A 13875-nucleotide genomic window follows, 5' to 3' on the forward strand; every position below is an offset into this window, starting at 1 on the left:
CCTTTGAACAAAAAAAGCCTAGACATCACACTTGAGTATAACAAAGCATCGGCAGAGTTATTCAGTTATGGAAGGTGTCTAGACTTCAGATGATATTTATTTAAATATTATTGGTCCATGGCGACATGGTGTGTTTCGAGATGCCAAATGTCGCGGTTGTAATCAGATATGGTGCGGTCAGAAGAGAAGTAACCCGCTTTAGCAATATTAACCAAAGCTTTCTTCGTCCACGCATCATGATCTTCATAATCAGCATACATTTTTTCCTTAGTTTCGATGAATTCGACTAAATCAATCAAGGTCATGAAATAGTCTTTGCTAACTAATTCATTAAATAGACGATTCAAACGTTCTTCATTACCTACAGCTAACATTTCATCACTGATAATGAAGTCAACTAAGGGTTTGATTTCTGCTTGGTTGTAGTAAACCGAAGCATCATAAGCGTCATTGGCATAAATCTCAATGATTTCATCACTGTCTTTACCGAAAATATAAATATTTTCGTCACCAACAAGTTCATGAATCTCAACGTTTGCACCATCTTCAGTTCCGATCGTTAAAGCCCCGTTAAGCATAAATTTCATATTACCTGTACCAGAAGCTTCTTTAGAGGCTAATGATATTTGTTCAGAAATATCAGCCGCAGGGATTAAATATTGAGCGGAAGTGACATTGTAATTTTCAACCATAATCACTTTTAGATGTTCATTCACATCGGCATCATTATCAATAATTTCAGAGAGATTGATGATTAAATGAATCACATCTTGGGCAATTGTATAGGCTGGGGCTGCTTTACCGCCGAAAATAATGGTGATAGGCGTTGCTGGGATATGACCCTTTTTAATATCTAAATATTTGTAGATAACATATAAAGCTAACATTTGTTGGCGTTTATATTCATGGAATCGTTTAATTTGAACATCAATGATGGATTCTTCTTTAAACTCTATCCCTTGCATCGCTTTAAGACGTTTGTTTAAACGTACTTTATTATTGAACTTAATGGCTCTTAATTTTTCAATGACCGCTTCATCATCTTTGTGCTCTAAAAGGGCTTCAAGATTATGCGATTCGCGCCATTCTATGCCAATGAGTTGATCTAAATAGTCAGCTAATTCCTTATTAGCGTCCATAATCCAACGTCTGAATGTAATCCCGTTGGTTTTGTTATTGAATTTCTCGGGATAAATTTCATAAAAGGCTTTTAACTCCGATTTCTTCAAGATTTCCGTGTGAAGGGCAGCCACACCATTAACACTATATCCAAAGTGGATAGCAATATTAGCCATATGAACCCGTTTGTTTTCATCAATAATAGCAACATCAGGACGTTTAGGGTATTTAGCTTTCATACGTGCATCGAGGTTTTTGATAATAGGAACGAGTTGAGGGACAACTTCTTCTAAGTCAGCTAAAGGCCATTTTTCTAAGGCTTCAGCTAAAATGGTATGGTTGGTGAAGGCTGTCATTGATTGTACAATTTGAATAGCTTCATCAAATTCAATACCTTCAAGGCCTAACAAACGAATCATTTCTGGAATGACAAAAGCAGGGTGAGTATCATTGATTTGAATAACCGCATAGTCTGCTAGATCATGTAAGTTACTACCTTTATCTTTGGCTTCGTCAATAATAAGTTGGGCACCATTGGATACCATAAAGTATTGTTGATAAATACGTAATAATTCCCCCGCATGATCAGAGTCATCAGGATACAAGAATAAAGTCAAGTTTTCCTTGATATTGGTCTTGTCAAAATTAATTCCATCTTCAATAATATCTGGGGTCACAGAATCCAAGTCGAATAGACGTAAGCGATTTTTGGTTTCTTGCTTATATCCAATAACATCAATTTCATAAAGGGTTGATTCGAGTGAAAACTTATTAAATGGAACGGTATAACGACGACGACTTTTAACTAACCAGTTTTTCCCTTCTAACCATGGGTCTGGTAGAGAGGTCTGTTGATTGTCTACAAAGTGTTGTTTAAATAAACCAAAGTGATAATTTAAGCCAATCCCATCACCGTTAATACCTAGTGAAGCGATTGAGTCCACAAAACAGGCTGCTAAACGACCAAGTCCACCATTACCTAGGGAAGGTTCGAACTCAGCTTGTTCAATATCCATTAAATTTTTTCCTTGGGCGATTAATTCATCATTCACTTGATCATAAATGCCTAAATTAAGCAAATTATTGGATAATAATTTACCAATTAAAAACTCGGCTGAAAAATAATATAGTTTCTTTTTAGTTTGATTGTTTGGAATTTCTTGCGATTGGTCTTTAATTAATTCAATTAAAACATTGTATAATTCCTGTTCACTACAATCACGAATGGGCTTATCATAAGCCTCCGTAACATATTGTTCTAATAAACTCATAAAATCTCCTTTTAAAACTTTAAATGATATGCTTGCCATAGAGTCTAACAGTTTCGCAACTGCCGGTATTAGTGTAGCTTAAAAAATTTATTCAAGCAAATAAGTTCATTTAATCCTAAATAAATATCTGCTTATTTTAGCCAATTTTTTAAGTTCAAATGCTTGATGAATCAACATTTGAATGAAACGCTTCACTATTTGTAACATCTTTTGAATCTTTAGTGTTTTCTTTAGCCTCTTGAATTTTTTCTTCTTCTTTTTTTAATTTTAAGAGGGGATCATTTGCTGGATTGAAACGGAAATAGGTGCGTGTTATTTTAGTTAATTCTTTAGCCACCTTAGGGTCTAATTTTTTTCCTTTCAATCGCCACTGCCAATTTTGCCCGATCGTTGAGGGTGTATTCATCCGCGCAGAATTATCTAATCCAAGTAAATCTTGCATCGTATAAATAACAGTGTTGGATACACTCGCAGCTAAGGTGCGGTTTAAGGCTGAAGAAATAGATTCTTTTGATTTGCGATGCGTATACTGATTAGCTTGTTTAATAATTTGTGGTTCAGCTGTATCTTTAATCCAACCCTCGGCTGTTTCATTATCGTGGGTTCCCACATAAGCGATGGTGTTAGGTAAATAGTTATGAGGCAAATCAATACTATCTTCATTTGTAAAACCGAATTGCAAAATTTTCATACCTGGGAAGCCGGTCGCATCACGCATATCGATGACTTCTTGCGTCATAAAACCTAAATCTTCTGCAATAATATTAAGTTCGCCCAACTCTTTGTAAATCGCATTGAATAATTCAATACCAGGTCCTTTTTTCCAACGACCGTTTTGAGCCGTTTTTTCACCAAAGGGAACTTCCCAATAGGATTCAAAACCACGGAAATGATCAATACGTACGACATCGTATAGTTTGAAACTTTCTTTTAGACGTTGGATCCACCATTGATAACCATTGTTACGCATATATTCCCAGTCATAGATTGGGTTGCCCCAGTATTGTCCATCTTCAGAAAAGTAATCTGGTGGCGTTCCAGAGACGACGGTCGGATTATGATCCTCATCAACTTTAAATAATTGAGGATCTGACCACATTTCAACGCTATCACGTGACACGTATATCGGAATATCACCAATAATTTGAATGTGCTTATTATTGGCATAATTTTTAAGCAATTGCCATTGAGAGAAAAAGAAATATTGGGTCACTTGATGATAGATAATGTCATCAGACAGTTTTGCTCGGTATTCTGATAAGGCACTTTCTTCACGCATACGAATCGGTTCATCCCAGTTGTACCAAGGTTCATTATCAAAAGATTCTTTAATGGCCATGTATTCAGCAAAAGGTACTAACCATGTTTGATTCTCGTTCACAAAATGGTGATAATCACCTAATTGATTTCGTTTCAAAAAATTTTTTACAGCTAATTCAAGCACGGGACGTTTCGTTTTAAAGAGTTGCCCATAATTAACTTGATGTGGTTTTTTACCAAAATCCACATCTTTATAATCTGAATGTTTTAATAACCCTTCTTCGGTTAATAATTCAAAATCAATGAAATACGTATTACCAGCAAATGCAGAAAAGGATTGATAGGGAGAATCACCATAACTCGTTGTACCTAAGGGCAAAATTTGCCAGTAAGATTGACCAGTTTCAACTAAAAAATCAACAAATTGATAAGCAGATTTACCAAATGATCCAATACCAAAATCACCGGGTAACGATGAAATATGTAATAAAACACCACTAGATCGTGTCATAACTTGAGCTCCTTTACGGGATAATATAACTCTATTATATACTATTTATTAAATTCCGCAAACGATTTCGTTGAAAAAGCTAGAAAGATTTGATATTGTAATAAAGTTAAGATAACAACAATTGCAACCGCTAGCAAAATCGCGTATAATCTTACATACGATTGAGCCACTTGTCAATGGTTATGCGATATTTGTTTTAAAATTTATGTAAATAAAGTATAATTAACAAATTAAATTAGGTTGAAAATGTTTAAATTTTTTATAGACTGGAATGAAGCAAATGGCTGTTACAATTAAGGATGTCGCAAGAAAAGCAGGGGTAGCCCCTTCAACGGTTACGCGGGTTATTCATGATAGCCCGATTATTTCACAAAAAACGAAAGAAAAAGTTCGGGAAGTCATGAAAGAAATGAATTATTACCCGAATCTTAATGCGCGTAGTCTAGCGAGCAAAAAGACATCGGTTATTGGATTGGTTTTCCCAGATGCAACGGATGCTTTTTATCAAAATCCATTTTTTCCAACGGTGATGCGTGGATTAAATGAAGCAGGAGCCAAATCAAAGTATTCATTACTATTGACAACCGGAAATGATTTAGAAAGTCGTTTCAGTAGTGTTCAACGAATGGTTCATGGTCGTCAAGTGGATGGTTTGATCTTTTTGTACGCACGCCAAAATGATCCCATTTTAGAATTTGTCCATCAGCAACATTTTCCAATGGTGGTTATTGGACAACCATCGATTGAAAATATTCCATTTGTCAACAATCGCAATCAGCAAATGGCTAAAGATGCGACCAATTATTTATTGGATAAAGGGGCGATTAAAATAGGCTTTATTGGTGGTGATCCCGAACAACAATTTATTAATGATCGTTTAAAGGGATTCAAAGAAGCCTTAGAAGACAAGCACATTACCTACGATGACAGCTGGGTATTTAATGATTTAAGTTTCTTACCAGAAGTGGGTTATGACTTAGCTCAATATATAGCGCGTGAGCAAAGCTTTGATGCTTTTGTCGTCGCTGACCAATATGTGGCTACTGGCTTTAAAGAAGGCTGGAAATCTGTTTCAGATTCAGTTGTACCCGTCATAACTTTTCATGCATTCCAATCCAATGAGAGTCCTTTCTTAAGAATGGACCCTTATGTAAATATCAATGCCCATGAGTTAGGTAAAGGTGCATTAGACATGTTGCTTGAAGTCATTGAAGCCGAGGATAAGTCTGAAGAACATGTTTTTCAAAAGTATGTGGACCATGAGATAGTTGAATTATAAACATAAGGCTATTGGTCCAAAATAATTAAAAACCGTAAGAATCTTATTAGTTCCAAAGATTCTTACGGTTTTTTGAATTATTTGTATTGTTCTTCTAAACGTGCCATCCACCAACCCAGTGCAGTACCCAAAACAAGCATGACAACACACCATAAGTATTGGACCCAACCAAAACCAGTGTAATCAAGCGGAATAATCATAATCGTTGAAGCAATGACAATTCCGAAAATGAAGTGGAAAAAGGATGCATAATAGTGTTCAAATATATATTCAACTAATTTAGAAAAAAGAATAATCGTTAATAAACCACCAATGGCGATTGGAATAATGACAGAAAAGTCTAGGCGACTAAAACCATCGGCCATCGGTTGATATAAACCAAAAATAACAATGAAATTTGATGGGCTTAAGCCAGGCACTAAAACACCTAAAGCAATTAAAAAACCACACAATATCCAAGACCAAAAGTTGATAGGCAGTTGGCCACCGATTGATTGGTTAGAAAAGTAAATTAATGCAATTCCCAATACTAATGAAACGCCAGTGATAACATAATCTTTTTGGCTACGACCTTCTTTACCGGCTTCTTTCCAGAGGGAAGGTATCATCCCGACGATACAACCCACAAAAAACCACAATACAATTGTTTCGTAATTTTCTAATACGTAGCTTATTCCAAAGGATAAAATGACAATACTGACGATAGCGCCTAATCCAACAGGAATAAAAAAGATAACATTTTCTTTAAAGTTTTTCGTTATATTAGCTAAAAAGCGGATGATACGTTCATATAAACCGAAGATAGCAGCTAATGCTCCCCCACTCACTCCCGGAATGATAAAACCTGAACCGATGAACATTCCTTTAATAAAGCGGAGTAACCAACTTTGATTTGAGTTGTTGCTTGTTTCATTTGCCATAGTAACCTCCATATATTTCATAAAATAAAATAATTATTGCTAGTTAGTAGTTTAGCGATATTTATTCGATATATCAATTGTCTTTTACTTTGAAACAAAAAAAATCAGTCGTTAGACTTAGAAAAATACCTAAGCATGGGCTATAATAGTTTATAAACCATATAGGAGGTAGAAAGATGTCAGGAAAAATACTGTATTTTAGTAGTGTATGTCCCGATACACCGGCTTTTGTAGCCGAATTAGAACGATTAAATATAGCGTATACGGCTGTCAATATAACAGAGTCTATGCCCAATTTGAAGCAATTTTTAGCTTTAAGAGATACACGACCAGAATTTGATGTTAAAAAAGAACACAATCAGGTGGGTGTACCTGTCTTAAAATTGGAAAATGATGCTCTGATTTTTGATGTGTCTGAACTAGAAAGCCAGGCGTAGCACATTGGCTAGCAAAAAGTTTCGTTATTTAGTGATAATCGTTATGTTATGTCGATTTAATTTTAGTGGATATAATGGGGTTTCTGTTCAAGCCCAGTCAGAACTTTCAAAGCTAGAGCCTGTTTTAAGTGAATTAGCTCTTAATAATAAGGAAGCAAAAGACGAGATTAATGATTGGATTTCACTGGTTCATGAGGCTCAGTTACAAGATGATCATTCGATAGATAGTTGGGCTAAGCGTTTCGGTGATGAGACATGGACTGAAACAGAATTAAGCACGGAAATCACTTCCTACAGCCGTTTATATGAAACGGAATCACAGTTAACAAGCCTTACGAATTATCCAGCTGAAATCGAATTATTGTTTTATAACAATCAGCTTTTTTATATGGGTTTAAATTATTTAACGGCTTATATTCCGCTTGAGTATACGAGTGATGCTGAGTTAGTTCAATCGATTAATCAATTGGATGCATTAGCAGATGCTCCCGTTCATGTAAAAGCAATAAGTTATGTTAGAGATCCGATTTTTGGTGACAGCTTGTATTGGTCAATTCCTGTCACCACTGAAAATCAATCAAATGTAACTTTTGACATTTTGCAACAACAAAATCTAGAACTTAATGTAATTTCGAATTTAGAAGGCGAGTTAGGTAATTTTACACAAAACTTGCTCGTCGAATTAACTCATCAAGGCTTATTATCAATCGATAGTCAATTTCAAATAGAGGGATCTCAAAGTGAATCGCCTGTTGAAAGTGAAACAGATAATGAGATAACTTTGTCTGAGCCAACTAATTGGGAGACCTTTTTGTATCGTAATTTAAAAGAGCTAACTGTCCCTCAAGAACAATTTGTCGAAGGAGAACAACTAAAAGAGCCTTTTAATGAAATGCAACAACTTATATTTGATGAGAGTCAGGCTGAGATAAGCCAAGAAGAGACAAACGATGATTTATCTCTACCTAATGATATTTTAGCTGAGTTGAATGCAACAACTTTAATTTCGCGACAAGTTATTATTGATTTATTCGGTCAACCTTCAGTTACCACCAATTATGAAGCCAGTGAGTTTCTAACTTATTATGGGGTTGACGGGGAGGAACTAATTGTCCTTGAAATGCATTTATATCAGGATCAGTTAAATGGTTTTATTTATTTAAACAAAGATGCAACGTTATATCAGCCTTTTGCTTTAACCGAGAAGGAAATAGACAATTTAGCTGAATTGGATAGTTTGACCCTTGAAGAATTGACAAAAGCCTTAGGTGAACCACACAGCATGGCTTACCAAATGCCGAATGATTATTTATATAGTTGGATTTCAATGACAGAAGCAGGTAACAATGTTATCAAGGCGCATCTTGTCAATGATGAAATAATTGAATTAAATTATCAAACAATAACCATAGAAAATGAATAGTAAGGGGAAAGTTATGGAGAATAGTGAAATTAAAAAATTAATTGAGGAAGCGCATAAAGTTAAGGAACATTCTTATAGTCCATATTCACATTTTAGAGTGGGGGCAGCTATAAAAATGGATGATGATCAGGTGTTTACAGGAGCGAATATTGAGAATGTCTCATTTGGAGCAACAAATTGTGCTGAACGAAGCGCCATCTTTACCGCTTTATCGGCTGGATACAAACCGAAATCCATTAATGCCATTGCAGTAGCAGGAGACACAAAGGATTTTTTACCGCCTTGTAGCATTTGTCGGCAAGTAATGGTTGAATTTTGTGATCCAGAGACCCCAGTTTACTTAACACGCGAAGATGAGAGTATTTTGACAACTTCGGTTAGGGAACTTGTCCCTTTTGCATTTGAAACCATGGATATGTAATTGTCGGTGATTTAGATTAATTGTTATTATTGTAGGGCTTTGATATATTAGAGTTAGTCAATTTAAGGAGGATTATAATGGTACAAAAAATATTACATGCTTGTTATCGTGTTCAAGATTTGGAAGCGTCAATGAAATTTTATACGGAGTTATTTGATTTTTCAGTAAGTCGTGAAAGAAAATTCCCCGAACACAATTTTGATTTAGTCTATTTGACTGTTCCTGGTAGTGATTTTGAATTAGAGTTAACTTATAACTATGGTGCCGGTCCTTATACAATCGGTGATGGCTTTAGCCATTTAGCCATTGCGGTTGATGATTTAGAAGAAATGCATGAAAAATGTGTGGCTGCGGGCTATGAAACGACTGATTTAAAAGGATTGCCTGGCAATCCACCCACTTATTTCTTTGTATCAGATCCTGATGGTTACCGTTTAGAAGTGATGTTAGAAAAGTAAAAAATCTACTTGTTAAGTAGCCATTACTATGCTAAAATAGCCTTTGCGATGAGTCGAATAAGCAATCTGATCGATTGCAAAGACAGGGTATCGTGGGAAACCAAGCTAGGATAGCTGATACAAAAATAATCTGCTGTGAACATTTTATTTTAGTCATTCTTAAATGGCTCTGTCGTTCGAAAAGTAAGCATTTACTTTTGACCTATCAAAAACATTTCGATGTTTTTGATAGGTTTTTTGTTTTATTTAGTTTTATTTTTCTAAAAATTTGATATGATACTATTAAGAAAATAAATAAGAATTCTATGAAAATTCAATAAAATTATCATTAGATTTCGAATGATTTCATCTTTTGGCTGAAGGATATTATTTAGTAATTCAATTAAACTATGCTAATATTTAAATTAAAGATAGTTAAATTTAGAATAAGCAATATTCTTTAATGAAAATGAGATATTCATTTACAAAAAGCGTTTTCAATATTATAATGATAATGACGAAAGGATGTTGAGTATGGAGAGTAGAGTACAGCATTTAGATTATTTTATCGATGATATTTATCACTTTAATCGTGGCAACCATACGAATGCTTACCAGTTTTTAGGGAGTAAAAAGATAGAATCAGAAGGTAACGTTATTGGCTATCAATTTAGTGTCTGGGCACCCAACGCACATAAAGTTTATTTACAAGGTGATTTTAACCAATGGCGTATCGAACCAATGGATTTTTACCAAGGTGGGGTTTGGAGCTTGTTTGTTCCAGAAGCTAAAAAGGGGCAATGTTATAAATTTGGTATCGATCATGGGAATGGTCATATTGAATATAAAATTGATCCTTATGGTTATCGTTTTGAACAAGCACCTAAAGATGCGTCGATTATATGGGATATAGAAGACTTTGATTGGCAAGATAATAAATGGTTGCAACGACGCAAAAGATTAAATCATTTTGAAGAACCTTTGCAAATATATGAAGTTCATGCCACATCTTGGCGACAACATTTAGATGGTTCTTATTATAATTTCAAAGAATTAGCCGACTCACTTATTCCTTATGTCAAAGAAATGGGTTATACCCATATCGAATTTATGCCATTAATGGATCATCCATTAGAAGCTTCTTGGGGATATCAAATAACCGGTTACTTTGCAGTTGGTTCACGTTTTGGCACACCTGAGGAATTGCGATATTTTGTTAATGAAGCGCATAAAGCGGGTATTGGCGTCTTTATGGATTGGGTACCAGGGCATTTTAATCGTAACGCTAATGCCTTAGCCTATTTTGATGGGACACCTACTTATGAGTATCAAGATATTAATCGAGCGAATAATGTAGGTTGGGGAACCTTAAACTTTGATTTAGGTAAAATGCAAGTACATAGCTTTTTGATTTCAAATGCTATCTATTGGTTAAAAGAATTTCATATTGACGGACTAAGAGTGGATGCAGTTTCTAATATGTTGTATTTAGATTTTGATCAAGGACCATGGACACCTAATGAAGATGGCACGAATGAAAACTATCAAGGGGTTCAATTTATTCAAAAAATGAATACGACAATCAAAAAACACTTCCCTGACGCTATTATGATGGCTGAAGAAAGTACTAGCCGTGAAAAGATTACTGCCCCAGTTGAAGAGGGTGGATTAGGTTTTGATTTTAAATGGAATATGGGTTGGATGAATGATACCTTGAAATTTTTTGAAATGGATCCGTACTATCGCCCTCAAAACCTAAACCTGATTACTTTTGTATTTATGTACCAATATAATGAACGGTATATACTGCCTTATTCACATGATGAGGTTGTTCATGGCAAGCGGTCTCTATTGGGTAAGGTTCCTGGGGATCGGTATAATCAATTTGCAACTTTACGACTCATCCATGGCTATATGCTTGCCCAACCAGGGAAAAAATTACACTTTATGGGTAATGAAATTGGTCAATATTTAGAATGGCGCTACTATTCTGAATTAGAATGGATTGATTTAGAAAGATCTTACAACAAAGAATATCATCATTACATGAAAACGATTAATCATTTGGGATTAGCAACCAAAGCTCTCTATGAACTCGATCATTCTGCGGAGGGTTTCACCATCCTTGATGCAGATAATTACCAAGAAGGTATCCTTACATTTATCCGCCGTGGTAAAAAGCCACGAGATTTCGTAATTGTCGTATGTAACTTTGTTCCCGTACAACGTGACTCTGTAAGAGTAGGGGTCCCTTACAAAGGGGACTATAAAACTCTTCTGAATTCTGATTGGACAGAATTTGGTGGCAAATGTGAAGAGGTCGTTATGGATTTTAAAACTGTCGCCCAAGAATATAATGGACAGCCTTTTTCAATTGAACTTTCTGTACCTGGTTTATCGGTCCAATATATTCAGCCAAAACGTATTTATGGCGCAAATAAAAAGGGAAGGGGATAGAATACTATTATGTACTAATTTTCGTCTCGCCAACGAATCGGTATTCTAAAGCAGCAATGAAAAATGAAATGATTGCAATGATTTTAGCGGGTGGACAGGGCACTCGTCTAGGAGTCCTCACAAAACAAACAGCTAAACCAGCTGTGCCATTTGGTGGGAAGTATCGGATAATTGATTTCGCTTTGAGTAATTGTGCTAATTCAAATATACGTAATATCGGAGTGGTTACTCAATATCAACCGCTTGAATTAAATGAGCATATAGGTAAAGGGGCATCGTGGGGGTTAACAGGTCGTAATGCTGGGGCAACTATTTTACAACCTTACTCTAGTTCGGATGGTGAAAAATGGTTTAAAGGAACAGCGAATGCGATTTATCAAAATATTTCTTATATTGACTCCATGGATCCAGAATATGTTTTAATTTTATCAGGTGACCATATTTATAAAATGGACTACAGTGAGATGCTAGATTATCATAAAGAAAAGAAAGCCAGTTTAACGGTAGGTGTTATTCCAGTTGATATGAAAGAAGCCTCTAGGTTTGGAATAATGAATACCGATCATAGTGGTCGAATTATTGAATTTGAAGAAAAACCAGCTGAACCAAAAAGCAATCTGGCTTCTATGGGAATTTATATTTTTAATTGGGCTACATTACGCCGTTATTTAGTAGAAGATCAAGCGAAGACAAGAGAAATGGAAGACTTCGGTAAAAATGTTATCCCAGCTTATTTAGAAAACGGTGAAAATGTTTTTGCATTTGCTTTTGATGGTTATTGGAAAGATGTTGGAACGATTGAAAGTTTATGGGAAGCGAACATGGAGTTTTTAGATCCTAATCACCCACTCAATATTTCTGAAGATCGTTGGAGAATCTATACTAACAATGCAGTGACACCACCACAATATATTTCAGCAGATGCTGAAGTTAATGACTCTATGATTGTTGATGGATGTTATGTGGCGGGTGATATTGAGCATTCAATTTTATCAAATGATGTAAAAGTCGGATTAGATTCTGAAGTTGAGAACTCAATCTTAATGGCTAATGTTACAGTTGGATCTAATTGTAAAATTGAATATGCCATTATTGGTGAAAAAGCCGTGATTGCAGATGGAGCAAGCGTTATTGGGACTAGAGATAACATAGCTGTAGTAGGCTATGCAGAAACAGTAGGAGGACCGAAATACGATGGTGAAGAATAAATTATGTGCAATAATTAACTTAACAGAAGATGCAACTCGATTAAAGCCACTGACGAATAATCGCCCAATTGCTGCTTTACCGTTTGCTAGTCGTTACCGTATTATCGACTTTGTGTTGTCAAATATTGCCCATGCTGGCATTGACTCGGCGGCTTTATTCATTGCTGAATCCGGTCGTTCAATCTATGATCATATTCGTTCAGGGGATGCTTGGAATCTAGATTCGCAAGTAGGTGGAGGTATCTTTACCTTTTCACAACAAAACTGGAAATCTAGACATCACTTAGAACAAGATGCCGAAGACTATTACTTTAATCATCGTATATATATGAAGCGTTCACGGGCAGAGTATGTCTTTGTTACAGGAAGTAAGATACTAGCCAATATTGATATTAAAGCCGTGCGTCGTCAACATGTAGGTAGCCAAGCAGATATCACGCTAATATATAAACCTATTTTGAAGGAAATGATTGACGGTAATCATCCTAAAGAACGCGTTTTAAGCTTTGATACTGATGGTTATTTGACTCAATTACACGAAGTGACGAATTACCCTGATGATGAGCGGATTAACGCTAGTTTAAGTATGTATTTAATTTCGGTAGAAAAAATGAATGAAATTATTGACCGTGCGATTGCAGATGGTCAATATATGGAATTGGATGAATTAATACAACATTATGTATTAGACTACAAAACAAATACATATGAATATACAGGTTATGCAGCTAATATTAGTAGTATTGAACAATATTATCGTGCCAATATGGATATGTTGGATCGGAGTAAATTCACGGCTGTCTTCCATTCCAGTTTACCTATTTTAACTAAAACGAAAAATGGTTCACCGACTTATTATGATAAAGAATCGAATGTTAAAAATGCTATTTTAGCGACGGATTGTTTAATCGGTGGAGAAGTTGTAAATTCGATTATTAATCGTAAAGTGAGAATTGCTAAACAATCAAAGATCAGAGATAGTATTATCTTGCAAGGAACCAAAATTGGTGAAGGGGCTGAAATCGAATATGCAATCATCGATAAAGATTGCGTAATTGAGCCAGGTGCAAAGGTAATTGGAACACCGGATAACCTAATCGTTATTCCTAAAAATACACATGTCGAAGCATAG

11 protein-coding genes are annotated in these 13875 nt (G+C 35.3%); 8 read left to right on the top strand and 3 right to left on the bottom strand.

The features are described 5' to 3' along the window. Nucleotides 1-107 precede the first annotated feature (107 nt). Together NRE15_RS13710 and malQ are read right to left on the bottom strand one after the other, a co-directional pair. On the bottom strand, nt 108-2390 hold the full coding sequence (locus tag NRE15_RS13710; RefSeq protein ID WP_313793427.1) for a glycogen/starch/alpha-glucan phosphorylase: 2283 nt from the start codon (nt 2388-2390) through the stop codon (nt 108-110). Nucleotides 2391-2544: 154 nt separating this feature from the next. Next, complete coding sequence (gene malQ / locus NRE15_RS13715; RefSeq protein ID WP_313793428.1) at nt 2545-4161, bottom strand: 4-alpha-glucanotransferase; 1617 nt, start codon at nt 4159-4161, stop codon at nt 2545-2547. 280 nt (nt 4162-4441) lie between these two features. On the opposite strand from malQ, the gene NRE15_RS13720 reads away from it, so the two are divergent. Further along, a complete protein-coding gene (locus tag NRE15_RS13720) occupies nt 4442-5440 on the top strand; it encodes a LacI family DNA-binding transcriptional regulator (RefSeq protein WP_313793429.1) in 999 nt (332 codons plus the stop codon). Nucleotides 5441-5517: 77 nt separating this feature from the next. Here the strand turns inward: NRE15_RS13720 and NRE15_RS13725 are convergent, their stop codons facing one another. Further along, nucleotides 5518-6360, bottom strand: a complete 843-nt coding sequence (locus tag NRE15_RS13725) for a DUF368 domain-containing protein (RefSeq protein ID WP_313793430.1) — start codon at nt 6358-6360, stop codon at nt 5518-5520. Between the two features lie 176 nt (nt 6361-6536). On the opposite strand from NRE15_RS13725, the gene NRE15_RS13730 reads away from it, so the two are divergent. From NRE15_RS13730 to glgD, 7 genes are all read left to right on the top strand, one after another. After that, a complete protein-coding gene (locus tag NRE15_RS13730; RefSeq protein ID WP_313793431.1) occupies nt 6537-6797 on the top strand; it encodes a hypothetical protein in 261 nt (86 codons plus the stop codon). A gap of 4 nt (nt 6798-6801) precedes the next feature. Continuing rightward, on the top strand, nt 6802-8220 hold the full coding sequence (locus tag NRE15_RS13735) for a hypothetical protein (protein ID WP_313793432.1): 1419 nt from the start codon (nt 6802-6804) through the stop codon (nt 8218-8220). A gap of 13 nt (nt 8221-8233) precedes the next feature. Beyond that, nucleotides 8234-8641 (top strand): cytidine deaminase, encoded by a 408-nt coding sequence (cdd, locus tag NRE15_RS13740; protein WP_313793433.1) that lies wholly within the window; start codon nt 8234-8236, stop codon nt 8639-8641. Between the two features lie 77 nt (nt 8642-8718). Next, entirely contained in the window at nt 8719-9099 is a 381-nt protein-coding gene (gene gloA, locus NRE15_RS13745; protein ID WP_313793434.1) for a lactoylglutathione lyase, read from the top strand. A gap of 513 nt (nt 9100-9612) precedes the next feature. Further along, nucleotides 9613-11535 (top strand): 1,4-alpha-glucan branching protein GlgB, encoded by a 1923-nt coding sequence (gene glgB / locus NRE15_RS13750; protein ID WP_313793435.1) that lies wholly within the window; start codon nt 9613-9615, stop codon nt 11533-11535. A gap of 56 nt (nt 11536-11591) precedes the next feature. Then, nucleotides 11592-12743, top strand: coding sequence for a glucose-1-phosphate adenylyltransferase (locus NRE15_RS13755; protein WP_313793436.1), 1152 nt, complete (start codon nt 11592-11594; stop codon nt 12741-12743). Further along, nucleotides 12730-13875 (top strand): glucose-1-phosphate adenylyltransferase subunit GlgD, encoded by a 1146-nt coding sequence (gene glgD, locus NRE15_RS13760; protein ID WP_313793437.1) that lies wholly within the window; start codon nt 12730-12732, stop codon nt 13873-13875. Before NRE15_RS13755 ends, glgD begins: the two co-directional genes overlap by 14 nt.

This window comes from Fundicoccus culcitae (assembly GCF_024661895.1).
Taxonomy (GTDB): domain Bacteria; phylum Bacillota; class Bacilli; order Lactobacillales; family Aerococcaceae; genus Fundicoccus_A; species Fundicoccus_A culcitae.